General features: G+C 62.7%; 25 protein-coding genes. 6 read left to right on the top strand and 19 right to left on the bottom strand.

Annotated features, from left to right (window positions below; translation table 11 throughout):
- Positions 1-68: 68 nt before the first annotated feature.
- Genes JWP26_RS19135 through JWP26_RS19120 form a run of 4 tightly spaced genes read left to right on the top strand, consistent with a single transcriptional unit; the run spans position 69 to position 3,100 of the window.
- On the top strand, positions 69-917 hold the full coding sequence (locus tag JWP26_RS19135; RefSeq protein ID WP_299731568.1) for an ABC transporter permease: 849 nt from the start codon (positions 69-71) through the stop codon (positions 915-917).
- Positions 917-1,651, top strand: coding sequence for an ABC transporter permease (locus tag JWP26_RS19130; RefSeq protein ID WP_299731565.1), 735 nt, complete (start codon positions 917-919; stop codon positions 1,649-1,651). The genes JWP26_RS19135 and JWP26_RS19130 overlap by 1 nt, the downstream gene beginning before the upstream one ends.
- A 7-nt stretch (positions 1,652-1,658) precedes the next feature.
- The gene (locus JWP26_RS19125; protein WP_299731562.1) at positions 1,659-1,949 is read left to right on the top strand and encodes an MTH1187 family thiamine-binding protein; all 291 of its coding nucleotides are present in this window, start codon (positions 1,659-1,661) and stop codon (positions 1,947-1,949) included.
- 8 nt (positions 1,950-1,957) lie between these two features.
- Positions 1,958-3,100: a succinylglutamate desuccinylase/aspartoacylase family protein gene (locus JWP26_RS19120; RefSeq protein WP_299731559.1), complete on the top strand. Its 1,143-nt coding sequence runs from the start codon at positions 1,958-1,960 to the stop codon at positions 3,098-3,100.
- 148 nt (positions 3,101-3,248) lie between these two features.
- On the opposite strand, the gene JWP26_RS19115 is transcribed toward JWP26_RS19120, so the two are convergent.
- The 5 genes from JWP26_RS19115 to JWP26_RS19095 all read right to left on the bottom strand — a co-directional run bounded on the left by JWP26_RS19115 (position 3,249) and on the right by JWP26_RS19095 (position 9,032).
- Positions 3,249-5,633, bottom strand: a complete 2,385-nt coding sequence (locus JWP26_RS19115) for a bifunctional diguanylate cyclase/phosphodiesterase (RefSeq protein WP_299731557.1) — start codon at positions 5,631-5,633, stop codon at positions 3,249-3,251.
- 105 nt (positions 5,634-5,738) lie between these two features.
- Positions 5,739-6,635: a response regulator gene (locus JWP26_RS19110; protein WP_299731555.1), complete on the bottom strand. Its 897-nt coding sequence runs from the start codon at positions 6,633-6,635 to the stop codon at positions 5,739-5,741.
- A gap of 155 nt (positions 6,636-6,790) precedes the next feature.
- Positions 6,791-8,002 (bottom strand): mannonate dehydratase, encoded by a 1,212-nt coding sequence (gene uxuA / locus JWP26_RS19105; protein ID WP_299731552.1) that lies wholly within the window; start codon positions 8,000-8,002, stop codon positions 6,791-6,793.
- Positions 8,003-8,061: 59 nt separating this feature from the next.
- Positions 8,062-8,421 (bottom strand): DUF4326 domain-containing protein, encoded by a 360-nt coding sequence (locus JWP26_RS19100; RefSeq protein WP_299731549.1) that lies wholly within the window; start codon positions 8,419-8,421, stop codon positions 8,062-8,064.
- Entirely contained in the window at positions 8,418-9,032 is a 615-nt protein-coding gene (locus tag JWP26_RS19095; RefSeq protein ID WP_299731547.1) for a trimeric intracellular cation channel family protein, read from the bottom strand. Before JWP26_RS19095 ends, JWP26_RS19100 begins: the two co-directional genes overlap by 4 nt.
- A 76-nt stretch (positions 9,033-9,108) precedes the next feature.
- Between JWP26_RS19095 and JWP26_RS19090 the strand changes: the two genes are divergently transcribed.
- Positions 9,109-9,729: a hypothetical protein gene (locus JWP26_RS19090; protein WP_299731544.1), complete on the top strand. Its 621-nt coding sequence runs from the start codon at positions 9,109-9,111 to the stop codon at positions 9,727-9,729.
- 283 nt (positions 9,730-10,012) lie between these two features.
- Here JWP26_RS19090 and JWP26_RS19085 read toward each other — a convergent pair whose 3' ends face one another.
- From JWP26_RS19085 to JWP26_RS19050, 8 genes are all read right to left on the bottom strand, one after another.
- Positions 10,013-10,348: a cupin domain-containing protein gene (locus tag JWP26_RS19085; protein WP_299731541.1), complete on the bottom strand. Its 336-nt coding sequence runs from the start codon at positions 10,346-10,348 to the stop codon at positions 10,013-10,015.
- Positions 10,345-11,103 (bottom strand): 2-dehydro-3-deoxy-D-gluconate 5-dehydrogenase KduD, encoded by a 759-nt coding sequence (gene kduD / locus JWP26_RS19080; protein WP_299731580.1) that lies wholly within the window; start codon positions 11,101-11,103, stop codon positions 10,345-10,347. The genes JWP26_RS19085 and kduD overlap by 4 nt, the downstream gene beginning before the upstream one ends.
- Positions 11,100-11,942 (bottom strand): 5-dehydro-4-deoxy-D-glucuronate isomerase, encoded by an 843-nt coding sequence (gene kduI / locus JWP26_RS19075; protein ID WP_299731538.1) that lies wholly within the window; start codon positions 11,940-11,942, stop codon positions 11,100-11,102. Before kduI ends, kduD begins: the two co-directional genes overlap by 4 nt.
- Before the next feature lie 222 nt (positions 11,943-12,164).
- Positions 12,165-13,574 carry a dihydrolipoyl dehydrogenase gene (gene lpdA / locus JWP26_RS19070; RefSeq protein WP_299731535.1) on the bottom strand — a complete coding sequence of 470 codons (1,410 nt, stop codon included), beginning with the start codon at positions 13,572-13,574 and terminating at the stop codon, positions 12,165-12,167.
- Between the two features lie 20 nt (positions 13,575-13,594).
- Positions 13,595-14,227: a LysE family translocator gene (locus JWP26_RS19065; RefSeq protein ID WP_299731532.1), complete on the bottom strand. Its 633-nt coding sequence runs from the start codon at positions 14,225-14,227 to the stop codon at positions 13,595-13,597.
- Positions 14,228-14,524: 297 nt separating this feature from the next.
- Positions 14,525-15,010, bottom strand: a complete 486-nt coding sequence (locus JWP26_RS19060; RefSeq protein ID WP_299731529.1) for a hypothetical protein — start codon at positions 15,008-15,010, stop codon at positions 14,525-14,527.
- Positions 15,011-15,069: 59 nt separating this feature from the next.
- Positions 15,070-15,519, bottom strand: coding sequence for a hypothetical protein (locus JWP26_RS19055; RefSeq protein WP_299731526.1), 450 nt, complete (start codon positions 15,517-15,519; stop codon positions 15,070-15,072).
- A gap of 277 nt (positions 15,520-15,796) precedes the next feature.
- A complete protein-coding gene (locus JWP26_RS19050; protein ID WP_299731523.1) occupies positions 15,797-16,555 on the bottom strand; it encodes an SDR family oxidoreductase in 759 nt (252 codons plus the stop codon).
- 119 nt (positions 16,556-16,674) lie between these two features.
- Here JWP26_RS19050 and JWP26_RS19045 point away from each other — a divergent pair, with 119 nt between their 5' ends.
- Positions 16,675-17,214, top strand: coding sequence for a hypothetical protein (locus JWP26_RS19045; protein WP_299731521.1), 540 nt, complete (start codon positions 16,675-16,677; stop codon positions 17,212-17,214).
- 231 nt (positions 17,215-17,445) lie between these two features.
- On the opposite strand, the gene odhB is transcribed toward JWP26_RS19045, so the two are convergent.
- The 6 genes from odhB to zapE form a co-directional block, all read right to left on the bottom strand.
- Positions 17,446-18,771: a 2-oxoglutarate dehydrogenase complex dihydrolipoyllysine-residue succinyltransferase gene (gene odhB, locus JWP26_RS19040; RefSeq protein ID WP_299731518.1), complete on the bottom strand. Its 1,326-nt coding sequence runs from the start codon at positions 18,769-18,771 to the stop codon at positions 17,446-17,448.
- Positions 18,772-18,867: 96 nt separating this feature from the next.
- Positions 18,868-21,867, bottom strand: a complete 3,000-nt coding sequence (locus tag JWP26_RS19035; protein WP_299731515.1) for a 2-oxoglutarate dehydrogenase E1 component — start codon at positions 21,865-21,867, stop codon at positions 18,868-18,870.
- Between the two features lie 285 nt (positions 21,868-22,152).
- Entirely contained in the window at positions 22,153-23,061 is a 909-nt protein-coding gene (sucD, locus tag JWP26_RS19030; RefSeq protein WP_299731512.1) for a succinate--CoA ligase subunit alpha, read from the bottom strand.
- A gap of 23 nt (positions 23,062-23,084) precedes the next feature.
- Positions 23,085-24,284 (bottom strand): ADP-forming succinate--CoA ligase subunit beta, encoded by a 1,200-nt coding sequence (gene sucC / locus JWP26_RS19025; RefSeq protein ID WP_299731509.1) that lies wholly within the window; start codon positions 24,282-24,284, stop codon positions 23,085-23,087.
- 171 nt (positions 24,285-24,455) lie between these two features.
- Positions 24,456-25,418 carry a malate dehydrogenase gene (mdh, locus tag JWP26_RS19020; RefSeq protein ID WP_299731506.1) on the bottom strand — a complete coding sequence of 321 codons (963 nt, stop codon included), beginning with the start codon at positions 25,416-25,418 and terminating at the stop codon, positions 24,456-24,458.
- A 115-nt stretch (positions 25,419-25,533) separates the two neighbouring features.
- Entirely contained in the window at positions 25,534-26,685 is a 1,152-nt protein-coding gene (gene zapE / locus JWP26_RS19015) for a cell division protein ZapE (protein WP_299731503.1), read from the bottom strand.
- Positions 26,686-26,761 lie beyond the last annotated feature (76 nt).

Here is a 26,761-nt window from a genome sequence, read left to right as displayed (position 1 = left end):
GGGAATACCTTCGGCGCCCTTGAGGCGCTCTCTGCTTTCACTAACCTAACCCAGGTAACTCACGCCCAATGTTCGATTTCCTGCCCCAATGGATGCGCGATGGCCTCGGCGACGACGTGCTCTTCTGGCTGGGCTATCTGACCAATGGCAAGCACCTGACCTGGTACGCGAGCCTACAGTTCACCGTCTTCGCCGCCGTCTTTGGCAGCCTCCTGGCGGTGACGTTCGGGCTGATCGGCGCCACCCTCAAGAATTCCACCTTCCCCCCCGCGCGGCTGATCGGCACCATCTATGCCTCGATCGTACGCGGCGTGCCCGATGTACTGTTCTTCATCTTCTTCCCGCTGGCGTTCGAGCAGGGCGTCGAATGGGTCATGGCCACCCAGGTCTGTACTCCCGAAACTATTGCCGCCCAATCCGCCGCCTGGCCCCCCTGCAAGGCTGCCAACTGGCTGCTCAGCACGCCCGAATATCTGGTCATGGCCAGCGTCTCGCTCGGCATTGTCTACGGCGCCTTCGCCACCAACGTCATCCACGGCGCCCTGCGCGCCGTGCCCAAAGGCCAGCTCGAAGCCGCCCGCGCCTATGGGATGAGTGCCAGCCAGGTGCTGTGGCGCATCCATATCCGCCAGATGTGGGTTTATGCCCTGCCCGGCCTCTCCAATGTGTGGATGCTCATCATCAAGGCGACGTCCTTGCTATCGCTGCTGCAGATCGCCGATATCGTGCTCTGGGCCGATCGCCTCGGCGCGCCCAATTTCCTCAAGAGCGTGGGCCTGGTGCATGACGACTGGCGCTGGCGCTATTACCTGGTGCTGTTCGTGTTCTACATCCTGGTGACGCTGGTCTCCGAAAAGGGCTTCAACGTCCTGATGCGCTGGGCCGGTCGCGGCATTCTCGACGAGAGCCGCCGCTGATGGATATTTTTCTCAACGAACTGGCCGCCTTCGCGCCCGCCGCCCTGTTCAACATCTATTTCGCCGCCGCCTCGATCCCCGTCGGCTTCGTGCTGGCCGTGCTGTTCGCACTCGGCAAGGGCTCGCCCAATGCGTGGATTTCGCGGCTGTCGCGCGGCTATATCTACGCCTTCCGCGGCTCGCCGCTGTTCATCCAGTTCTTCATGTTCTATTCGCTGGCGCTATCGCTCAATATCAGCCTGTGGAAGCCTTGGGGCGTCTCCGGCTGGGTCCTGCACCCGCTGTTCATCGGCCCCATCGTGCTGATCCTCAACACCGCCGCCTATTCAGCTGAGATCTTCTATGGCGCCCTGCGCGCCGTGCCGCGCGGAGAAACCGAAGCCGCCCGCGCCTATGGCATGAGCCGCTGGCAACAGTTCCGCTCGGTCACCTGGCCCAACATGATCCGGCTGGCCTGGCCGGCCTACACCAATGAAGTGGTGTTCCTGTTCCACGCCACCGCCATCGTCTATTTCGCCCTGCCGGTGATCGATAACCAGATGGACCTCCTGGTCACCGCCAAGTCGCGCTTCGAAAAGGACTACAATACGTTCCTGCATTTCTCGGTGGCGGCGCTCTATTTCCTCGCCGTCTCGCTGGTGGTGTTTTTCCTCTTCGGCCTGGTCTACAAACGGCTGATGCGTCACATGCCGGTGCAGCCGCGCATGCGTTTCGCTCCCAAATGGATCAGGTAGACCCATCATGAAGATCATCGCCGATCTGTGCATCGTCCCGATGGGCGTCGGGCCATCGGTCTCGCGCTATATCCGCGAGGTGCGCGACATCATCGAGGCCTCAGGCCTCGTCCATGTCATGCATGCCAACGGCACCAATATCGAGGGCGAAATGGCCGCCGTCACCGCTGTGGTGGAAGCCTGTTGCGCCCGGCTGACCGAACTTGGCGTCGAGCGCGTGTTCTGCACCCTGGTGTTCTCGACCCGCACCGACAAGCCCCAGACCATGGCCGACAAACTCGCCGCCATCGCCGATTAGAGATCGCTATGACCTTCACGCAGCACCAGACCACCCTCATCGGCGACGCCCCCGGCACCGCCACCACGCTCTATAGCTACACCGCCGGCCCCGCCGACGCGGCCATCAAGGTGCACCTGCAAGCCGCGCTCCATGCCGACGAGCAGCCCGGCACCATGGCGCTGCATCACCTGCTCCCGATGCTGCGCGATGCCGATGCGGCCCACAAACTTCGGGCCCGCTTCGTCGTCTTCCCTTCGGTCAATCCGCTCGGCCTCGCCAATGGCTCGCTGCGCCACCATATCGGCCGTTACGACACCGGCACCGGCCTCAACTACAACCGCCGCTGGCCCGATCTCTATCCCGCCATCGCCGATGCAATTGCCGGCAAACTGACCAACCACGCCGCCAGCAACACCAAGCTTATCCGCGCCGCTGTCGCCGCCTTCATCGCCGCCCAGCGCCCCACTTCGGCGGCCCAGCAGCTTCGCCTGATCACGCTGCAATCGGCTCACGACGCCGATATCGTGCTCGACCTGCATTGCGACGACGATAGCCTCAAACACATCTTTACCTCGCCCGAACTGATGCCCGGCCTGCAGGATCTCGCCGACTGGTTCGGCTCCGAGGCCACCCTCACCGCCGAGGACAGCGGCGGCGGCTCGTTCGATGAAGTGCTGCCTTTGCTCTACCGCAAGGCGCAGGCTGCCAATCCCGGTTTCCCCATCTCCATGGCCTCGGAAACCGCGACCCTGGAATATCGCGGCCAGGCCGATGTGTTCGACGCCATAGGCCGTGCCGACGCGCAGGCTTTGTTCAATTTCTTGGCCGACCGCGGCCTGATCGCCGCCGATCCCGGCCCGCGACCAAAGCCTGCCCCAGCGCCAGTTCCCTTCGAAGCCACCGAAGTCCTCCGCGTCGATGCGCCCGGCCTGCTCGCCTATCACGTCGAGCTTGGTGATCGCGTCGCCAAGGGCCAGCCCGTCGCCGATCTCATTGCCATGGACGGCCCCGACGCCTTCCTCGCCCGCCGCCCCATCCTGGCCGGCACCGACGGCCTCATCCTCTCCCGCGCCTCGTCCAAGTACGTCAAGCGCGGCAGTTCCATCGCCAAGATCGTGGGGACGGAGCCGCTGCCGACGAGAGCCGGCGGGTATCTTCTAGAGGATTGAGCTCGGTGCCCCTTCACCTCTCCCTTGGGGGAGAGGTCGACCCTCTTGGGTCGGGTGAGGGGGCCTTTACTGGGTGAGGCGCTTGGGGAAGGCCCCCTCACCCTGCGCTGCGCGCCGACCTCTCCCCCAAAGGGAGAGGTGAGAAGCCTCACCCCGCCGCCCGCGTCAGCACCGCCTCAGCCTCCGCCTTCACCAACCTTGCCCGCGTCGGCACGGTCGTCAGCAAATACAGCGGCAGTTCGACCGCATCCAGCGGCCGGGCAAAGTAAAACCCCTGCAACTGGTGACAGGCGATCCCGCTGAGGAACTCCGCCTGCTCCTTGGTCTCGACGCCCTCGGCCGTAATCTTGAGCTTGAGCGTCTTGCCCAGCGACGCAATCGCCTTGAGGATATCGCGCGCCACCGGATCGGTGCTGGATGCCTCGACGAACGAACGATCGATCTTGATCTTGTCGAACGGGAATTTCAGCAAATAGCTGAGGCTCGAATAGCCGGTGCCGAAATCGTCCATGGCGATAGTGACGCCGAGCGCGCGGATTTCCGCCAGCTTGTCGGTCACTTCGTCGAGGTTCTCCATCAACAGCCCCTCGGTGATCTCGATCTCCAGCCGCGCCGGCGCGATGCCCGAGACCGCCAGCGCTTTCTTCACCACCAGCGCAATGTCCGACTGGCGAAAGTGCTTGGCCGACAGGTTGACCGCCACCGTCAGGTGATCGGGCCAGGTCGCGGCCGCCATGCACGCCTGCAGGATGGTCCAGTCGCCGATATCGACAATCAGGTTGGTTTGCTCGGCGATGGGAATGAACTCGGCCGGTTGCACCAGCCCGCGGATCGGGTGGTTCCAGCGCACCAGCGCCTCGAATCCGGTCGGCTGCGCATCCACGGCCGAGACCAGCGGCTGATAATGCAGCACCAGTTCGTCGTTCTTGACGGCGTCGCGCAGCTCGACTTCCAGCAGGCGCCGCTCGCGCGCCTCGCTGTCCATCTGGCTCTCGAAAAATCGGAACACGCTGCGCCCGTCTGCCTTGGCGCGATACAGCGCCAGATCGGCATGGCGCAAAATCTCGTCCGGTCGCGTGCCGTTCATCGGCGCCAGCGCAATGCCGATGCTGACCCCGATCGACACGAACTCGCCATCGATATCGTAGGGCTTCTTCACATCCTCGAGCAGCCGCGTCGCCACAATGGCGACATTCTCCGCCATTGCGTCATTGGGCAGGATGATGGCGAATTCGTCGCCGCCCAGCCGCGCCACCACATCGGTATCGCGCACCGAGCGCAGCACCCGCTTGGCCACCTGGATCAGCAGCTTGTCGCCGGTCATGTGACCGCGCGTATCATTGACCGATTTGAACTGGTCCAGGTCCAGATACAGCACCGAGAACGGCGCGCCATAGCGCTCCAGCCGCGCTACCGCCTGGTTCAGCAGTTCGGTGAACTTGGTGCGGTTGAGCAGCCCCGTCATCGGATCGTGATGCGCCAGCTTGGTGATGCGCCGCTCGGCGCTCTTGCGCTCGCTGACGTCCGAACCTGTGCCGATATAGCCCAGGTAAGCGCCATTATCATCAAAAGCCGGCTTGCCGGTCAGGTTCCACCAGCATTCGTGCCCGCCCGCCGTCACCCGCAATTCCACATCCTGGAAGGTCTGCCGGTCCGCCACGTCGAACTCGACCTGCGCCATCAGCGGATCGTCCGGCGGGGTGATGCAGGCCAGGAAATAGACGAAATCGGCGCCCAGCAAGGCCTCTTCGTTCACCCCGGTCGCCGCCGTGAAGCCGCCCGAAATCCTGTTAATCCGCCCGCTCTCGTCAAAGCCCCAGATCCAGTCCGACGTGCTCTGTTCGAATTCACGCAGCAGCAGCCCAATAATCTGGCGCTTTTCCTGCACCTGGGCTTCCGAGGCGCGATGATCAATGAACGAGCGCGCATGGCGGAACGCGATCACCATCATCAGGATCGAAAAACCCGCCAGCAGCGGTCCCTGCACCCACAGGTCGGCAGTGCTGTGCAGCCCGACCACGGACCAGAATGCCCCCACCAGCAGCGGCACGGTAAAGGCGATGAAGGCCTGCGGATAATTGACCATTGCCATCATTGAGATGCACATCAGCCCGCCGACGCCAATCGTGGCGGCGCTGCGCACCAGAGCGCTGTCGCCCACCGGCAGGATATTGAGCGTGGCGCCCCACAGCGCGCCCAGCACGATCGCGAAGCCCATGGCCTTGACGACCGCCCCGACCGGGAACCCCAAAGTCGTGGGCGCCGACGATCGCCGCGCCATCACCGTGGCCGTGCCATAGATCAGATTGAGCGCCAAAAGGCATGCCAGCAGTGGCGCAAATCGCGCCGTGCCCCAGGTCAGCGCCAGGAAGCTTACGCTGACCACCAGCGATCCCGCCAGTAGCGCCGGCGTCGCCTGGCCCACCGAGCGCAATTGCTGCCGCAACAGCCTGTTGCGGACCGGCGCTGCCAGATCATCGGCGCCGATCAGCCGATCGATCATTCCGTTGACCGACGAAATCAAGCCAAGCATGACTGACAGTCCCGGGACACTCATGGCAGTAACCATGCAGTAGGGCGCTTAATATTGCGTATGCACAATGATCAGGACTTGTTGGCAGGTCGGCGACAATCGTAGTTAATGCGCGTTAATCTCTCGCCGCTGCCGCGCCGCCTTGATAGCGGTGATCGCCGCCTTTATGCGAGCTGCGTCGAGCGGCTTCGTCACGACGCCATCCGCGCCCGCCGCCAGCGCTCTCCTGCGCTCAGACGCGATCGAGATCATGAACACCGGGATCGCGCCCGTCGCCGGATCTGATTTCAGCGCCCCCAGCACGTCCCAGCCATCGAAACCCGGCATCAGGATATCGAGTAAAATCGCCGTCGGCTTGATCGTACGCGCAATCTGCAGCGCCGATTGCGGCGCATCGGTGCAGATCGGCACATAGCCCTCCTTGAGCAGCAGCCGCTCCGCCACCTCGAGAAAATTGCGGTCATCGTCGACTACCAGCAACCGCTCGCGCCCATCGTCAATGACGACCGCATCCGCCATCACATTGGGCTCACTGGTTTCCGCGTCGATTTCGTCCAGAAACGCCTGCTCGTCGAGGCTCGGCCCGCGATGCAGCACCATCGGGACGCTCACCTGCTGGCCTTTGTCGACATTGAGCAGATGCGGCCAGGTCTTGCCCGCTTCGATCCTCGAAATATCCAGGATGTCGTTGACCATAACCAGCACATGCTGCCCGGCGGCGCTGATCTTTTCCAGATCGGCCACCGCCTCGCCCTTGCCCTCCAGCTCCGCCTTGTCCAAAAGCTGCCGCGAATAGCTCAACAGCCCATTGAGCGGAACGCGCATTTCACGGCTCATCTGGGCAAGGAATTCGGACTTGGCCGCATTGGAGCGCTCAGCGGCCGCCTTGGCCGCCCCGAGCTTGTCGATTGTCGTCCGCTGCCGCGCGATTTCCTCGACCAGCGCCCGCCGCCTGTCGAGCCGGGTCGCCGCATGAGCGACAGCGCCCGCAAGCCAGCTCATCAGCCGCCGAAATTTCGCCAATGCACCCATAGGCCCGTCTCGCCATTCGCTTGGCGCGACATTGGTCCCAGCCCTTTAAGAACGTGTTAAGGATTGGCTGGAGAGTGAAGCCACCTCGCCATGGCCTGTGGATTACGGGATGTGTCCGACACCCCCTAGACTCCCAACGTCCCATGCTCCAGCGCCGCCATCACGCCGCGCAGTTCCGCCAGCCCCTTCATCCGCCCGATCGTCGGATAACCCGGCTGAGAGCGCCGCCCCAGATCGTCCAGAATATCCTGCCCGTGGTCCGGCCGCATCGGAATGGTGTGATCGCTCCGCCCCGCCGCCTTGCGCTTCTTTTCCTCGCGCACGATGGCCGCCACCAGCGCCACCATATCGGTATCGCCGCCCAGATGCTCGGCCTCGTAGAACGAGCCCACCATATCGGCATTGTCGCGCTTGACGTTGCGCAGGTGCAGGAAATGCACCCTGTCGCCCAGCCGCTCCATCATGCCCGGCAGGTCATTGTCCGGCCGCGCGCCCAGCGAACCCGAACACAGCGTCATCCCATTGGCTGGGCTATCCACCGCGTCCAGCATGGTCTTGTAGTCCGCCTCGGTCGACATCACCCGCGGCAGGCCCAGCAGCGCGAACGGGGGATCATCCGGATGGCAGCACAGCCGCACGCCCAGGTCTTCCGCCGTCGGCACCACCGCCTCGAGGAAATCCACGAAATTGGCCCGCAGGCGCTCGGCCGAAATGCGGTCATATTCGCTCAAATGCTGCCGCACATCGTCCAGCGACATCGACTCGGTCGATCCCGGCAGCCCCATGGTCACATTGCGCGCCAGGGCCTTCTTGCCCGCCTCGTCCAGCGCCCCAAACCGCCGCCCGGCCTCGTCCGCAATCGCATTGGTGTAATCGGCGCCGGCGCCCGCCCGCTCAAGAATATGGATATCGAATGCGGCGAAATCGTTGATGTCAAAGCGCATGCATGAGCCGCCATTGGGCAGGCTCCAGCGCAGGTCGGTGCGGGTCCAGTCCAGCACCGGCATGAAATTGTAGCAGATCACCTCGACGCCGCTGTCGCGCAGGTTGCGCATCGAGGTCTTGTAATTCTCGATATGGGCGCGCCAGTCGCCCTTCTGCTTCTTCATGTCCTCTGTGACAGGCAGGCTTTCCACCACGTCCCAGGTCAGGCCCGATGCTGTGCCGTCCTTGCGCGTGCCGATTTCGCGATGCCGCTTGGCGATCTCCTCGGCGCTCCACACCACCCCATTAGGGACATGATGCAAGGCGCTGACTACGCCCACCGCGCCGACCTGCGTGATATCATCAATCGAGGTAATGTCAGCTGGCCCGAACCAACGCCATGTCTGCCGCAAAGCAAATCTCCGCACTTGTATGGTAGTGCTTTGCCACAGCCACCGCCGCTGATAAAGCGCTATTCGCCATTGGCCAATGCGATCAGCCTGTCCGCATGGCATGGCGTGCCCGCCTTGCACCAGCAGGCCAGGTTCCATCCCGCCAGTTCCGCCTTGATAATCGCCAGGTCCGGCGGTGGCCCCTGGGACAATTCCGGCTCCAGCGTCCCGCTCACCCAGCGCCCATAACGCGCCACTGCCTCGGCCTGCGCCGCGTCCTTGCCCACGCCCCGTTCCGCCATCACCTCCGCAATGGTGAATGGATTGCCCCACTTGCCCGGCCGCGCTACGCTCTGTGCCCGCAGGCCATTCAGCGCCAATGAACTGCCCTGCAGATCGAACCCGGCCTGTCTCGACAGAACCAGCCGCTGTGGTTTCATCGCAAATCCTTGTCGTAGACGAAGCGCGGCATCTCCCATTTGAAGAAGATGGCCAACACCCGCATGGTAAACCCAATCGCGCCCGCCACCACGATCATCACATCGGCATGCCCGCCCCACTGCAAGCCAAAGTAGTAGATCGCGCCCGTCACCGCCGAGCATGTCGCGTAAAGCTCGCCGCTGAACACCAGCGGCACGTCATTGCACAACACGTCGCGCAAAATCCCCCCGGTGATCCCGGTCAGCATGCCGGCGACAATGACGATAGCCGGGCTCACCCCCATTTCCATGCCCACATTGCAGCCGATGATCGAGAACACCACCAGCCCCAGCGCATCGAGCAGCAGGAACGGCCAGCGCAGCCGGTGTACGACCCGCGCTATCGCAATCGTCAGCAGCGCCGCCCCGCAGCTGAGCAGCAGCAGATAAGGGTTCGCCACCCAGCTCAGCGGATAATGCCCGAGGATAATGTCGCGCGCCGACCCGCCGCCCAGCGCCGTGACGCAGGCCAGCACGCACACCCCGAACCAGTCCATCTTGCGCCGCCCTGCCGCCAGCGCCGCCGTCATCGCCTCGACCGTAATGGCGATATAGAAAATCACGATCAGCATGCGCGCCCTCACCGTCGAAACCGGGTTGCCGCTCCTCCGTTATCGATGGAGAGTTCGAGCCCCAGTGGAGTTGGTCATGCGAAAACCCCAGAGCGTCAAGGCCCTTGAAACTCTCGGCCGCGTCCGCCTGTCGGAAAACTTCTTCATGCGCGATTTTCTCTATTCCGAAATCGCCGTCATCAACGGTTTCCTGAACCTTCCCGACGATCCGGACTTGGCCATCGCCGCCGGCAAAGTGCTCTGCGAAACCCTGCTCGAACCCCTGCAAGCGCGCTTCGGTCGGCTCTCGGTGCGTTCGGCCTACCGCTCCCCCGAGGTCAACCGCTTCGGCAACGAAAATGACCTGAACTGCTCGACCAACGAGAAGAACTATGCTGGCCACATCTGGGACCGCCGCGACGCCGCCGGCCGCATGGGCGCCACCGCCTGCGTGGTGGTCAACCGCTTCATCCCGTACTACGAACGCACCGGCGATTGGGAAGCCATGGCCTGGTGGGTCCACGACCATCTGCCCTATTCCGATATGGAATTCTTCCCCAAATTCGCGGCGTTCAACCTGCAATGGCGCGAAGAACCGGTGCGCGGGATTTACAGTTACATCCCGCCGAGACGAGGCAGGCTGACCGAGCCGGGAAAAGCAAATTGGGCCGGGCGCCATGAGGCGGCCTATGCGGCGTTGCTCGATGAGATTGGGTAGCTCCCCCTCATCCGGCCCTCCTTCTCCCGATGGGGAGAAGAAACGAGGCATCGAGCCCTCCGATTTCCTCTCCCCATCGGGGAGAGGGTGGCCGAGCGAAGCGGAGGCCGGGTGAGGGGGATTCACTCCACTCGCTCAGCGCATAGACAGGTTGTATTTCGGGTCAGGCCGAGCCGAAAATGGTGGTCATCGAGAACCGGACCGGAGCGTACGCTGGCACGTGAGGACCGGAAGCGCAGATGAGTGCCATTTGCAGGCCGGCATCACCCGAAAGACGATCGGTCTATAGAAAGTCCGCCCTAGCCGGCGTAAACACGTCCACCAGCCGCCCCGCCTCCAGCGCCTTCACCCCATGCACCAGCCCGCTGGGCACGATGAAACTCCCCCCGGTCCCCACCACCTGGGTTACCCCATCGATGGTGACCTCAAAGCTCCCCTCGGCCACATAGCTCACCTGAACATGCGGATGGCTGTGCAGCGCACCCACCGCGCCCGCATCGAACCCGAACTCCACCTGCATCAGCTCCGGCGTATGGATCAGCACCCGCCGCCGATTGCCCGGCGCCACTTCGATCCACTGAGCGTCATCCGCCTGCGCAAAAACCTTGTCCATGCTCATCTCGCCAACCAGCCCCCGTCCACCGGCACTACCGCGCCATGCATATATCCCGCCGCCCGCGACAGCAGGAACACCGCAGCGTCCCCAATATCGCTCGGCTCGCCCCAGCGTCCCGCCGGTATGCGCGCCAAAATCCCCGCCGACCGCTCGGCATCCGTCCGCAGGGCCGTGGTATTATTGCTCTCGATATAGCCCGGCGCGATGGCGTTCGCATTGATCCCACGCGCCGCCCATTCATTGGCCAGCAGCCGTGTAACACCCAAAACACCGTGCTTGGATGCCGTATAACTCGCCACCCGAATGCCGCCCTGAAAACTCAGCATCGACGCGATATTGACGATCTTCCCCGTCCGTCCCGCGTCCAGAACTTTGCGCCCAAACGCCTGGCACAAAAAGAACATAGCCTTGAGATTGACGTCCATCACATCATCCCAATCAGCCTCGGTAAAATCCACCGCATCGACGCGTTTGATGATCCCGGCATTGTTCACCAGCCCATCGATCGGCCCATGCGCGTCCCAGGCCAGCTCGAACATCTCCGGCGCGCCGCTCGACAGGTCCGCGCTCACCGGCACAAACTCCGCGCCGATCCCCGCCATCAGTCCCGCCGTCTCGTCCAGCGACGACCGCCCAACGCCAATCACAAGCCCACCGGCCCGACCGATCGACAGCGCAATCCCCTGCCCGATCCCGGTATTGGCGCCCGTCACCAACACCGTCTTGCCCTCGAGGCTGAACGCCGACAGGTCCATCAGCGCAGTTCTTCCATCGCCACCTTGTCAACGTCGGTATAGTCGACATTGTCGCCCGCCATCGCCCAGATGAACGTGTAGCTCGCCGTCCCCACCCCCGAATGGATCGACCACGATGGCGACAAAACCGCCTCCTCGTTCTTGACCATCAGGTGCCGCGTCTCGTCATATTCGCCCATCAGATGCACCACCCGCGCGTCCTCGGCGAGGTCGAAATACAGATACGCCTCGCTGCGCCGATCATGATAATGGCTCGGCATCGTGTTCCACACCGATCCCGCCGCCAGCGTCGTCATCCCCACCACCAATTGGCAGGTTTTCGCGCCCTCGGGATGGATGAACTGGAAAATCGAGCGCTCATTGCTCGTCGCCTGGCTCCCCAGATCGAGCCGCTTGGCATCCTCGATTTTGATGAGCTTCGTCGGATGGCTCGCATGGGCCGGCGCGCTGATGAGATAAAACTTGGCCGGCTCACCCGCATCATCCGACGCAAAATTCACCGCCTTGGCGCCCATGCCCACATAGAGCATATCCCGCGCCGCCAGCTTGTGGCTCGCACCATCGACGCTGATGCTCCCGGCCCCGCCAATATTGACCGCAATCAGCTCGCGCCGGTCAAGAAAATTGGCCGTCCCCGTCGGCTTGATCGCCTCCAGCGCCAGCGCCGCACCACCCGGCGTCGCCCCGCCAATCGCCAGCCGGTCATAGTGCGAATAGGTCCAGTTGACCCCGCCCAGCGTGAACAATTCCTCGATCAGAAAGTGCTCGCGCAGCTCATCGGTATTCATCGTCGCGGCGCTGACCGGGTCGATGGCAAAGCGGATTTCAAAATCTGTGGTCATTGCGGAGCTCCTCAGCGCGTGCCCCGCCCTTCTACCCCGCGATAATCTGGTATGGAAGATGCGGGGCCGAGAAAAGCCGCCCTTCTACACCTCTCCCTCTGGGGGAGAGGTCGGCGCGCAGCGACGGGTGAGGGGGCCTTCCCCTCACACCTCACCCAGTAAAGGCCCCCTCACCCGACCCAAGAGGGTCGACCTCTCCTCCGAAGGGAGAGGTGAAGACCATCAAATATGGATCGCGCCGTCCTCGAGCGACAACGCCGCCTCACGCACCGCTTCCGACAGCGTCGGATGCGCATGCGTCGTCCGCGACAAATCCTCGGCCGAACCCGAAAACTCCATCAGCACCACCAGTTCGTGGATCATCTCGCCGGCATTCTTGCCCACGATATGCGCCCCCAGCACCCGGTCGGTCTCCACATCCGCCAAAATCTTGACGAACCCCTGCGTCGCCAGCATCGCCTTGGCGCGGCCATTGGCAGTGAAGGGGAACTTGCCGATCTTGTAATTGATGCCCTCGGCCTTGAGTTCGTCCTCGGTCTTGCCGACAGTGGCGATTTCCGGATTGGTGTAAACCACCGCCGGCATTGCCGCGTAATTCACATGCCCGGCCTGGCCGTTGAGGATCTCGGCCACCGCAATGCCCTCGTCCTCGGCCTTGTGCGCCAGCATCGGCCCGGCGATCACATCGCCAATGGCATAGATGCCATCCACCGAAGTCTTGAACTGCGCATCGACGCGCACCCGGCCGCGCTCGTCCAGCGCCACGCCGACGATATCCAGCCCCAGCCCGTCCGTGAACGGCTTGCGCCCGATCGCCACCAGCGCCACGTCGGCATCCAGCAATTCCATGTCGCCGCCCTTGGCCGGCTCGATCCGAACCTTGAGCGAGCCATCATCCTGCTTATCGATGCCCGCAACCTTGCTCGACAGCTTGAATTCCATGCCCTGCTTTTGCAGCATGCGCTGGAACTGCCGCGCTACTTCGCTGTCCATGCCCGGCAAAATCCGGTCGAGGAATTCCACCACGGTCACCTGCGATCCCAGCCGCGCCCAGACCGAGCCCAGCTCCAGCCCGATCACGCCCGCGCCGATCACCAGTAGGCGCTTCGGCACCTTGTCCAGGTTCAGCGCGCCGGTCGAAGTCACGATCTGCTTTTCGTCGATCTCGATGCCCGGCAGGTTGGCCGAAACCGACCCCGACGCGATGACGATATTCTTAGTTTCGATTTCCGTGCGTGCGCCATTCTCGGGTGTCACGAATACGTTGCCCGGCGCCGCAATGGTGCCGATGCCGCGGAACGTGGTGATCTTGTTCTTCTTGAACAAATAATCCACCCCGCCCACATTGGCGGCCACCGTGTCGATCTTGTGGTTCATCATCTGCGGCAGGTTCAGCACCGGCGCCGGAATATCGATGCCCAGCGCCTTGAAGCCGTGGCCGGCTTCCTCAAACATTTCGCTGGCATGCAGCAGCGCCTTGGAGGGAATGCAGCCGATATTCAGGCACGTGCCCCCCAGCGTGCTCCACTTCTCCACCACCGCAACCTTCATCCCCAGTTGGGCCGCGCGGATTGCCGCGACATAGCCGCCCGGACCCGAGCCGATGATGGTGAGATCGAACGCGTCTGCCATGATGGAAAGCCCCAAACTGCCTAGTGCTGCTGTGCCACTGCTACGCGAATGGCAAGTAAGATGAATGTAATGCCGGTGACACGATTAAACCACCGGCCAAGACGGAAAAAGCCCTGTCTGACACTAGCGGTCGTAAAGAAGATCGACACCAGTGCAAACCAGGCAAAAAGCATCATGCTCATGCACAGCACATAGAACACCTTGATGTCGCCGCCGGTATGCGCCGAGACCAGTGTGGTGAACAGCGCCAGGAAAAACAGCACCGCCTTGGGGTTGAGCAGATTGGTCAAAAATCCCAGCCCGAACGCCGCCCAGTCGCTGCGCCGCGCCTCGCTCTCGTCGCCGATGACTGGCGGCGTCGGCGGCGGACTGCGCAGTGCCGCGATCGCCAGCCACACCAGATAAGCGGCCCCCGCCCACTTCAGAATGTTGAACAGCAACAGCGACTGCCCCACGATCACGCCGACGCCCAGCAGCGTGTAACTGCCATGCACGAGGATCGAGGTCGCGATCCCCGCCGAGGTGAACAAGGCCGCCCGCCGGTCCTGCGCGATCGACTGCCGCAACACCATGGCGAAATCTGCGCCCGGAATGACCGCATTGATGGCGAATGCCAGCATCAGCCCGGCAAACTCAAACCATGGAAAATTCATCGCACCACCGCGCAGCTATGACAGTCCATACCTATACGGGGCGTCGCTGGGGCGAAAGCCGAAATCATTGGGCTAGGCTGAGTCGGGTTTGCCGTGGTTCTTGCGAGCCCGGATCGGCTCCCCTCCCCCTTGAGGGGAGGGGTTGGGGGTGGGGGGAATTCTCCACGAACTGGATTTCGCCCGTCCCGGCGCCACACTTGCGGAAAGTTCCCCCCACCCTAACCCTCCCCTCAAGGGGGAGGGGACCAGATCCGGGTTCTCCATCGGCTATGCCAAGCTGATTCCCAACGCTAGCGTCTACTTTGCACAGCCCGCAAACGTAAACACGTCGCCCGGGTCCGCATCGTTAAACTCGCGTCGATAGCTCGAATACCACATCGCCGAGGTCAGTTGCGGCAGCAGAATCTGCAGCGGCGCCGGCGCCCGGTCGTTGCTCGCCAGCACGCTGATGCCATTGACCATCTCGGTATAGACCACCGCCTCCCACAGCCGGCAGGTCTGCGCCTTCTTGGCCTTGGGATCGCAGGGCCCTTCCAGCGCGCCCCAGGATTGCGCATAGCCGTTCGGTTGCCACACGTCGCCGCGCAGCACCACGCCGGATTTTGGCATGGCCATGGTGAAGGCAGCGGTCTGGTTGACCATCGCCGAAACCGGCACGTCGTGAAATTCTATTGTCCAGTCGCTGCCCGGCTGGTCGTATCGCGCATTCACCAATGCGCATTCCGCCCCCAATGCCGGCGCGACCAGTCCCGCCGCCGCCAACAACGCCCCCAACAGCCGCATCGTCGCCCTCCACGTAACGATCAGCTTATCGAATCGGCGCCGTCCGCCAAGTCATGCTTTCACTGCGAGGCGATTTCCTGCGCCTTTTTTAGTGGGCCCGACAACTGTTTATCGATATCCATCGCCCCACCCTCGACCTCGGCCAGGAAGTTGCGGCAGAACCCTTCCTTGTCGCCTGCCTGGTTATAGGCGGCCATGATCTGCGCACCGCCATAGGTTTCGCTGGCTTCGAGTTGCCCCGGCGTGCCGCCGCCCAGGCGCTCGATCACCCGGTCGGCCAGATCGAGAAATCCGACATTGCGCAGATACCAGTTATCGTTGGCTTGCTCATAGGCGGTGTCGAGCCCCGTGGTTTCGTAGCAATGCGACGTCATCGCCGAAACGATGGCAGCCGAGGCGTGAAACGCCATCAACTCGCCGACCAGCTTGGCGTCGCCGTCCTGCCCCTTGGCCACCCCCGCCGTCAGCACCAGCATCGCCGCGCACGCAACCGCTCTCAAACCCGTCAACCACACCACTCCGGAACACTCAACCCGCGCCTTAGCACGTTCTAAGGGGCTGATACCGGCAAAACCTTGCCCGCTGATTGCTGTACACGGGCCTGGCGATCACTTTTGCAAGAGATAATGGGTCTGAGTGCCAATCAAAGATCGATAGTCATTCAGCTCAGGCCGAGTCGAAAATGCTGGTTCGCGAGAACCGGACCGGAGCGTACGTTGGTACGTGAGGACGGGAAGCGCAGAGAACTAGGATTTGCAGACCGGCATCAGCTGGATGGCCTTTGCTCTAGGGCGCAATTCCCCGCCCGCCCGTCACGTTGATCACGGACCCGGTCGTATAACTGGCCTCGTCCGACAGCAGCCAAAGGATCGCCCGTGCCACTTCCTCCGCCGTGCCCGGCCGCGGGATTGGCAGCGATGGCCCCATCCGATGCGCCCGGTCGGGATCGCCCCCGGCCGCATGAATGTCGGTGTCGATCACCCCTGGCCGCACCCCATTGACCCGGATGCCGTCGCCCGCCACCTCCAGCGCCAGCCCGACGGTAAAACTGTCGATGGCGCCCTTGGCCGCCGCGTAATCCACATAGGTATTGGGCGCGCCCAGCTTGGCGGCCGCCGATGTCACGTTGACGATCGCCCCGCCCTGCCCGCCGAACTTGGTCGACATCCGTCGCACCGCGCGCCCCGCGCAGAGGATCGAGCCAAATGTATTGACCGCGAAAATCCGCTGCAGCCGAGCCAAGTCGAGGTCTTCCACGCGTATACTGGGCTCGATCGTCCCCGCATTGTTGACCAGCCCAACCAGTCGCCCCATCCGATCAGCCGCCGCGAAAATGTGGTCGATATCGGCCTCCAGCGTCACATCGCCCCGCACCGCCAGCGCCTCGCCGCCCTGGCGATGGATCTTTGCGCAAACCGCCTCCGCCGCCGCGACATTGCCCGCGTAATTGACGATGACGCCATAACCCCGCTCGGCCGCCAACAGCGCCGTCGCCGCTCCAATCCCGCGCGATGCGCCGGTAATGATGAGAACCTTGTCAGACATCGCCAAATCTCCCTGAATGTGTACAGTCTAGGACGTAATGTTGATGGGCGCACCCCTCGCCGCCACCGCCGGCGTCGAGATGCGGGCGCCCTCGTCACCGCAAAAGGACCAGCGTTCCGATGCCACAATCCACCACCCGCCTGAGCTGTGCCTGTGGCCAGTTCCACCTTGAGCTCATCGGCGAGCCGATCATCAATGCGGAATGTCATTGCACAAGCTGCCGAGAGGCCGGCGCCCGGCTCGCTTCCGTACCACCAGCCTTTCCGCTCCAGCAACGCAATGGCGGCACCCACTACCTGCTCTACAGAAAGGATCGCGTTCGTTTTCCGGACGGCACCCAAAACCTCGCCCAGTTTCACCTGACGCCAACCTCGCCCACACGGCGCGTCCTGGCCAGGTGCTGCAACACACCGGTCTTCACCGAATTCAAGAACGGCCATTGGCTGAGCCTCTATGCCGGCCTCTGGGCCGGACAGCCCCTGCCCCCACTGGACCTGCGCACCCAGACCACCAACCTGCCGCCCGGCACTCAACTCACCGGCGATATCCCGGCCGGCGCCATGGCAGCCGCCGGATTCTACGCCAAGCTTCTTGGCTCCTGGATCGCAATGGGCTTTAGGGTGCCAAGCATCGCCGTCAGCGGTGATATCAAAGCCTGATTTCCGCGCCCAAAGGGCACCCCCACCCCCTGTCCCCTTCCCACAAGGGAGAGGGAGACCCTCCCAGTCTGTCTTCGCGACTACTCCACCGAGCTAGCGGTTCATCGTCTCCCTCCCCCTCGTGGGGAGGGGTCAGGGGTGGGGGGACGTTTAGCCCGCATCCTCGCCATGACCCACAAACAAAAGGGCCCGCCTTCCGGCGAGCCCTCAAACTCAAACCTCTCAGACCGCTTATAGGTCCAAGACAAGCCGCTCCGGCGCTTCCAGGCTTTCCTTCACCCGCACGAGGAACGTCACGGCTTCCTTGCCGTCGACCACGCGGTGATCGTAGCTCAGCGCCAGGTACATCATCGGCCGCACCACGACCTGGCCATTCACGGCAATCGGCCGCTCCTGGATTTTGTGCATGCCCAGAATGCCCGACTGCGGCGCGTTCAAAATCGGCGTCGACATCAGCGAGCCGTACACGCCACCATTGGAGATGGTGAACGTGCCGCCCTGCATGTCGGCCATCGACAACTGACCGTCGCGCGCCTTCTTGCCCAAGCCGTTGATCGACTTTTCGATCTCGGCGATCGACATCGAGTCAGCATTGCGCACCACCGGCACGACGAGGCCCTTTTCGGTGCCCACGGCCACGCCGATGTGGGCGTAGTTCTTGTAGATCAGGTCGTCGCCATCGATCTCGGCATTGATCGAGGGAATTTCCTTGAGCGCATGCACCACAGCCTTGGTGAAAAAGCCCATGAAGCCGAGCTTGACGCCATGCTTCTTCTCGAACAACTCCTTGTAGGAATTGCGCAAATCCATCACCGGCTTCATGTCCACTTCGTTGAAAGTGGTCAGCATGGCGGCGGTGTTCTGGGCGTCCTTCAGGCGGCGCGCAATGGTCTGGCGCAGGCGGGTCATCTTGACCCGCTCTTCGCGCGAGGCGTCGTCGGCGGCTACCGGCGCACGCGGCGCGGCGGGAGCCTTCGGAGCCTCGACAGCAGGCGCCGCCGGTGTGCTTGCAGGCGCGGCCTGTGCAACCGCAGGCGCGGCCGCCTGGGCCACGGAAGCGGCTGGCGGGGTGATCGGGCGGCTCAGCGCTGCCAGCACGTCTTCCTTGAGCACCTGTCCACGCTTGCCCGAACCTTCGATTTCCGAGCCGTTGAGCTCGTTCTCATTGATGAGCTTCTGCGCCGAGGGAGCCGGCGGCATCATGGTGCCATTGACCGGCGCTGCGCTGGGCGCAGCCGGCTTGATCGGCTCGGGGCCCGCAGCATTGGCTGCCGGAACGGCCGCCTTGGCCTCAACCGGCTTGGGCGTCACCACCGCACCGGCGCCGCCGATGGCGCCCAGCAGCGCACCGACGTCAACCGTATCGCCCGGATTGGCCGCGATGGCTTCCAGCACGCCGGCCGCAGGAGCAGGCACTTCGATGGTGACCTTGTCGGTCTCCAGCTCGACCAGTGGCTCATCGGCAGCAACGGTGTCGCCCACCTTCTTGAACCATTGCCCGATCGTGGCTTCGGTAACGCTCTCGCCCAGGGTCGGCACCCGGATTTCGGTCGACATAATTGGCAGGTCCTTTGTTTATGTCTCAGGCGTCCCTGAGCGGGACGCCGCAAATTAGCTGGTAACGCTGACGCTTTAAAGCGCTATCGGCATTTGTTAGCTGGCGTAAGCCTCGTCCAAGAACGCTTGGAGCTGGGCAAGATGCGTGCGCATCAGGCCCGTCGCCGTCGAGGCCGAAGCCGGCCGGCCGACATAGCGCACGCGCTGGCCATTGCGGCCCATCTGGTCGAACACCCATTCCACATAGGGCTGGATGAACGCCCAGGCGCCCATGTTCTTCGGCTCTTCCTGGCACCAGACGATTTCGGCATTGGGGAAGCGGTTCAATTCGTCCAGCAGTGCCTTGGCCGGGAACGGATAGAGCTGTTCCAGCCGCAGCAGATAGACATCGTTGATGCCCTTCTTTTCGCGGTCTTCCAACAGGTCATAGTAGACCTTGCCCGTGCACACCACGACGCGGCGGATCTTGTCGTCGCTGGCCAGCCGCACCGTCGTCTTGGGTGCGCCCGGTGCTTCGGCATCGTCCCACAACAGGCGATGGAAGCACGAATCCGGCCCCAGCTCGTTGAGGCCCGACGTGGCGCGCTTGTGGCGCAGCAGGCTCTTCGGCGTCATCAGGATCAGCGGCTTGCGGAAGTCGCGGGTCACCTGGCGGCGCAAGGCGTGGAAATAGTTCGCCGGCGTCGTGCAGTTGGCAACCTGCATATTGTCTTCCGCGCACAGCTGCAGGAAGCGCTCGGGACGCGCAGACGAATGCTCCGGCCCCTGCCCCTCATAGCCATGCGGCAACAGCATCACGAGGCCGCTCATGCGGAACCACTTACGCTCGCCCGAGGAGATGAACTGGTCGATCACCACCTGAGCGCCGTTGACGAAATCGCCGAACTGGGCTTCCCAGATCGTCAGCGCCTTCGGTTCAGCCAGCGAGTAGCCATACTCAAAGCCCAGCACTGCCTCTTCCGAGAGCATCGAATTGATGACCTCATAGCGGCTCTGGTCCTCGCTCAGATTGTTGAGCGGCGTATAGGTGTGGTCGTCCACCTGGTCGTTCAGCACCGAATGGCGCTGGCTGAAGGTGCCACGTTCCACGTCCTGGCCGCTAAGGCGCACCGGGTGCCCCTCGGTAACCAGCGTGCCGAATGCCAGCGCTTCCGCCGTTGCCCAATCGATCCCCTCGCCCGCCTCGATCGCGGCAAGACGATTGTCCATGAACCGCTTGACGGTTTTGTGGACGTTGAAATCGGCTGGCACATAGCTCAGCTTGGCGCCAAGCTTGGCCAGCGTATCGATGGCCACGCCGGTATCGCCGCGACGCGGGCCGTCCTGCTCGGCGGGCCGGAGGTCCCTCCAGGCACCATCCAGCCAATCGGCCTTGTTGGGGCGATAGTCCTGCCCGGCTTGGAATTCGCCTTCCAGATGCGCGCGCCAGCCGGCCTTTTGCTCTTCGAGCTGTTCGGCCGTCAGAAGGCCCTCGCCGATCAGCTTCTCCGAATAGATCTCGAGCGTCGTCTTGTGCGCCCGGATCTTGGAATACATCATCGGCTGGGTGAACGAAGGCTCGTCGCCCTCATTGTGCCCGAAGCGGCGATAGCAGAACATGTCGATCACCACCGGGCGACCGAACTTCTGCCGGAACTCGATTGCCACCTTGGCGGCGAACACTACCGCTTCCGGATCGTCCCCGTTCACATGCAGCACCGGCGCTTCGATCATCTTGGCCACATCGGTCGGATATGGGGACGAACGCGAATACAGCGGGCTGGTGGTGAAGCCGATCTGGTTGTTGATGACGAAATGGATCGAGCCACCCGTGCGGTGCCCCTTGAGGCCGCTCAGCCCCAGGCATTCGGCGATCACGCCCTGCCCGGCAAAGGCCGCATCGCCATGCAGCAACAACGGCAGCACCATGGTGCGGTCCGGCTTGCCGTCGGTGGCGATGTTGATCAGCTTGCCGTCAGGCGCAATATGCTGGTCCTGCTTGGCGCGCGACTTGCCCAGCACCACCGGATCGACAATCTCCAAATGGCTGGGGTTGGCGGTCAGCGACAGATGCACTTTATTGCCATCGAACTCACGGTCCGACGAAGCGCCCAGGTGATACTTGACGTCGCCCGAACCTTCCACGTCCTCGGGATAGTAAGCGCCACCCTTGAACTCATGGAACAGCGCCCGGTGCGGCTTGTGCATCACCTGCGTCAACACGTTCAGACGACCGCGATGCGCCATGCCCAGGACGATGTCCTTGATGCCCATGGCGCCGCCGCGCTTGATGATCTGCTCCAGCGCCGGGATCAGCGATTCCGAACCATCGAGGCCAAACCGCTTGGTGCCGGTGAACTTGACGTCGAGGAACTTCTCAAAGCCCTCAGCCTCGATCAGCTTGCTGAGGATTGCCTTCTTGCCCTCGGGCGTGAAGGTGATTTCCTTCTCCGGCCCCTCGATGCGCTCCTGAATCCACTGCTTGGCTTCGGGATCGGAGATATGCATGAATTCGATGCCGACCGTGCCGCAATAGGTGCGTTCCAGGATCGCCAGCATTTCGGGGATCGTGGCGTATTCCAGCCCCAGATAGTTATCGATGAAAATCTTACGGCCGAAATCGGCCTCGGTGAAGCCGTAGCTGCGCGGATCGAGTTCCGGCGCCGGCTCGTCGGCCTTGAGCTTGAGCGGGTCGAGATCGGCATGCAGATGCCCGCGCATGCGATAGGCACGGATCATCATGATGGCGCGGATCGAATCGCGCGTGGCCTGCAGGATATCGGCCGTTGTCGCTACGGGAGCGCCAGTGGCCTCGGCCTTCTTGGCCATGACCTTTTCGGTCTTGATGGCGATTTCGCCCCAGTTACCGTCGAGCGCACTGACCAGTTCGCCATTGGCGCTCTGCGGCCAATCCTTGCGGCCCCAGCTCGGGCCGTCGGCGCTCTTCTTGGCGTCGCTGCCGGTATCATCCAGCTTGCCGAAGAAGCTCGCCCAGGTCGGATCGACGCTGGACGGATCAGCCTTGAAGCTGGAATAGAGTTGCTCAATGTAGTCGGCGTTCCCACCATAGAGGAACGAGGTCAGCAAGAACGTGTCGTTCTTTTCCTGTCGTGTCATCGCTTTTTGTCGCGAGGCCCACGCCCCGCCATCCTTCTGAACGGGCTGGAGAAAGATCCAGCCGCATGCGGTCCTTAAATTAGGTCGGATACTGACCGCTTATCCTTAGTATCCTGTTAAATGAAGCGCTCCCTGAGCAGGAACGCGGCTCATTAGTCTCGTCGAACCCAGGGTGGAGCTACCACTGTTCTGTGTCCGACATGCGACCGGTCCGGTCACAATTCGATGAGGGGAAGCCCCCTCACCCAACTCCTCCGGCAGGAGGAGGAAACCCACTTGGCTGCCTTAGCCTTTCAGAACTTCGGCAAGAGTCTTGCCGATCCGTGCCGGCGACTTCGAGACCTTGATACCGGCCGCTTCCATCGCCGCGATCTTGTCTTCGGCCCCGCCCTTACCGCCCGAAATTACGGCGCCAGCATGACCCATCGTGCGCCCTGCGGGTGCCGTCAGGCCCGCGATGAAACCGGCCATCGGCTTCTTGCGGCCTTTCTTGGCCTCGTCGATCAGGAACTGCGCGGCATCTTCCTCGGCCGAACCGCCGATTTCGCCGATCATGATGATCGATTTGGTCGCTTCGTCGGCCAGGAACATTTCAAGGATATCGATGAACTCCGTGCCCTTGACCGGGTCGCCGCCGATACCGACAGCGGTGGTCTGGCCAAGGCCTTCATTGGTGGTCTGGAACACTGCTTCATAGGTAAGCGTGCCCGAGCGGGAAACAATGCCCACCGAACCCTTGGAGAAGATCGAACCCGGCATGATGCCGATCTTGCATTCCTCGGGCGTCAGCACGCCCGGGCAGTTCGGCCCAAGCAGCCGCGACTTGGAACCAGCCAGCCGCGCCTTGACCCGCACCATGTCGAGCACCGGAATGCCCTCGGTGATGCACACGATCAGCGGAATTTCCGCCTCGATAGCCTCGATGATGGCTGCCGCCGCGCCGGGAGGCGGCACGTACACGACCGATGCCGTCGCGCCAGTGCGCTCCTTGCCCTCGGCAACCGATGCGAACACCGGCAGCGATGCCGAAGCATCGACGCCGCTGGTCCAGGTCTCGCCGGCCTTCTTGGGGTTCACCCCGCCCACCATCTGGGTGCCGTAATAGGCCAGCGCCTGTTCGGTGTGGAACGTGCCGGTCTTGCCGGTGAGGCCCTGAACGAGAACCTTGGTGTCTTTATTGACGAGAATTGACATGGGTTTGGTCTCTTTTACAGGGCTTAGGCGGCGGACTTGACGGCGGCGACGATCTTTTGTGCCGCGTCATCCAGGTCGTCGGCCGAAATCACGTTCAGGCCCGACTTATTGAGGATTTCCTTGCCTTCCTTGACGCGTGTGCCTTCCAGCCGCACCACCAGCGGCACCGTCAGGCCGACTTCCTTGACCGCGGCGATCACGCCCTCGGCAATGACGTCGCAGCGCATGATGCCGCCAAAGATATTGACCAGGATGCCCTTCACTGCCGGATCGGCGGTGATGATCTTGAACGCCGCCGTCACCTTCTCCTTGGTGGCGCCGCCACCAACGTCGAGGAAGTTCGCCGGCTCGGCGCCATAGAGCTTGATGATGTCCATGGTGGACATGGCAAGGCCCGCGCCATTGACCATGCAGCCGATATTGCCATCGAGCGCCACATAGGCCAGGTCGAACTTGGAGGCTTCGATTTCCTTGGCGTCTTCTTCGCTGAGGTCGCGCAGTTCGGCGAGTTCCGGATGGCGGAACGCCGCATTGTTGTCGAAGCTCACCTTGGCGTCGAGTACGCGCAGGTGCCCGTCGGTCAAAACGATCAGCGGGTTGACTTCGAGCAGGCTCATGTCGGTCTCGACAAAGGCCTTGTAGAGGATCGGGAACAGCTTGGCCGCATCGGCCTTGGCGTCGCCGTCGAGCTTGAGCGCGGCGACGATGTCGGCCACGTCCTTGTCGGTCACGCCCGCCAGCGGATCGATATCCACCGCGATGATCTTTTCGGGCGTGTCATGCGCCACCGCCTCGATATCCATGCCGCCTTCGGTCGAGACGACGAACGACACACGGCTCGAGGTGCGGTCGACCAGCAGCGAGCAATAGAGTTCGCGCGCAATATCGGCGCCGTCTTCGATATAGAGCCGGTTGACCTGCTTGCCGGCCGGGCCGGTCTGCTTGGTCACCAGCGTATTGCCGAGCATTTCCTTGGAGAACGCGACAACATCGTCGATCGTCCGGGCCAGGCGCACGCCGCCCTTGGCATCGGGGCCCAGTTCCTTGAACTTGCCCTTGCCGCGCCCGCCCGCATGGATCTGGCTCTTGACCACATAAAGCGGCCCCGGCAACGACTTGGCCGCCGCAGCAGCCTCGTCTGCGGAGAAAATCGCGACGCCCTCAGCCACCGGCGCGCCATAAGTCTTCAGCAGCGCCTTGGCCTGGTGTTCGTGGATATTCATTGTCTTGGCCCTTTGTGGGGCACCACCTGATGGTGCTCTGGGAGCCGTCCGCTGAGGCGGATGGCGTGGATTTCGAGAACCGGAGCGCAGCGTACGTTCAGTACGTGAGCACCGGAAGCGCAGAAAGCCGCGCTAGACGTCCAGCGGCGGCTTTCAGAGTGCCGTCAGGGATTATTTCAGCTTCGGCGCGATTGCCTTGCACGCCTCGATCAGCCCTTCGACAGCCCCAACGGACTTGTCGAACGCCTTCTGTTCAGCACTGTTCAGTGAAATTTCGATGACTTTCTCAGCGCCACCGGCCCCGATCACCACCGGCACGCCCACATAGGTGCCTTTGACGCCATACTGGCCGTCCAGATAGGCCGCAGCCGGCAGCACCCGCTTCTTGTCCTTGAGGTAGCTTTCAGCCATGGCGATTGCCGAAGTCGCCGGTGCATAAAAGGCCGAGCCGGTCTTGAGCAGGCCGACGATTTCGGCGCCGCCATCACGGGTACGCTGGACGATGGCGTCGAGCTTTTCCTTGCTCATCCAGCCCATCTTGACGATGTCGGTCAGCGGAATGCCCGCGACGGTCGAATAGCGGACCAGCGGCACCATGGTGTCGCCATGGCCGCCCATCACGAAGGCGTTGATGTCTTCGACCGAAACCTTGAGTTCATCGGCGATGAAATGCACGAAGCGCGAAGAGTCCAGCACGCCCGCCATGCCGATCACCATGTTGGTGGGCAGGCCCGAGAACTTCTGCAGCGCCCACACCATGGCATCGAGCGGGTTGGTGATGCAGATCACGAAAGCCTTGGGCGCATACTTGGCGATACCCGCGCCAACCTGCTCCATCACCTTGAGATTGATTTCCAGCAGGTCGTCGCGGCTCATGCCCGGCTTGCGCGGCACGCCGGCGGTGACGATGACGACATCGGCGCCCTTGAGGTCTTCATATTTGGAGGTGCCGGTGACCTTGGCATCATAGCCTTCGACCGGTGCGGACTGGGAAATATCCAGCGCCTTGCCCTGCGGCACGCCGTCGACAATGTCGAACAGCACGATATCGCCCAGATCTTTCATGGCCGCCAGATGGGCCAGAGTTCCACCGATCTGCCCAGAACCGATGAGAGCGATCTTTTTGCGCGCCATAAGCCTCAATCTCCGACTGCGTTGATTTGGCGCACCTCTTAACCCTGTACCCATTTCAGGGCAAGTGAACCCTTCGTCTTAAAAGGCTTTGCGGCCATGCCCATGGGTCAAGGCCCTATGCCGTTTCGGCAGCCCCCGCATCGCGCAAACCCTGGGCGAGATAGTCTTCAGACTGCATTTCGATCAGGCGCGACACGGTGCGCTGAAACTCGAACGCCGTCTTGTCGTCGCTCGCCAACTGCTCCAGTGGCACGGCGAAGCTCGCGCCCAGCTTCACCCCGCGATCATCGAGATTGTCGATGAGCAGGATAAATCGCTTGGCCCAGTCGCTGCGCGTCCGGTCCATCTGCGGCACGTCGTCGATGATGATCGAATCGAACGCATGCGCAATTTTGACGAAATCGCGCGATCCCAGTGGCTTTCCGCACAGATCGGCAAATCCGAACCGCGCCGCCCCCATTGCCGCCAACGGCACAGCGATCTGCCGCCCCGTGCTCTCTACGCTGGTCGGCTGGCCCACCTCGCCGCCAGTAACCCGCAGCCACAGCTTGTCCATCGCCGCCCGCGCCGTCGGCCCGGTCCCGAAATAATAGACATCCTGCCCAGCAAATTTCAGCCGCCGATAATCGCGCGCCGCCGGCAGCTCCGCCACCGTGGTGCGCTCTTTCAGCAGCTTGATGAACGGGACAAACAACTCCCGGTTGAGCCCATCCTTGTAGAGCCCATCCGGCGCCACATTGCTTGTCGCCACCAGCGTCACACCGGCCGCGAACAGCTTGTCGAACAGCCGATACAGCAGCATCGCATTGGTAATGTCGTGAACGTGGAATTCGTCGAGGCACAACAACCGCAGCCGCGACTTCAGGATCGACTTGACCACCGCCTCGACCGGATCGCCATCGTCGCCCTTGGCTTTCGCCTTCTTGCGAAATGCCGCGATGCCGGCATGGATTTCATCCATGAATTCGTGAAAGTGCACCCGCCGCTTTTGGGTGATCGACACATTGGCAAAGAACAGGTCCATCAGCATGGTCTTGCCGCGCCCGACCTCGCCGAACAGGTAGAGCCCCTTGACCGGCTCCGGCTTGTCGATCAGCCGAGCAAGAAATCCAGCATGCTTGCTGTTTTGGAGCCCCTCGGCCACCCCATCGAGCAACCGCGCCGCCTCCCGCTGCGCCCCATCCCCCACAAACGCCCCCCGCTCCACCAGCGCCACATAAGCAGCACTGACTGGACCTTCAGAAGCGGAGGTTTGTGAAATGGTCACTACGATTTTCGGATGTTGGATTTGGCTCAGGCCGAGTCGAAAACGGCGGTTCGCGAGAACCGGAGCGCAGCGTACC

Origin of the sequence: Devosia sp. (assembly GCF_028290435.1) — a bacterium.
Taxonomy (GTDB): domain Bacteria; phylum Pseudomonadota; class Alphaproteobacteria; order Rhizobiales; family Devosiaceae; genus Devosia.
The sequence above is the reverse complement of the archived record's forward strand: the minus strand, read 5'-3'. Positions and strand labels throughout refer to the sequence as shown.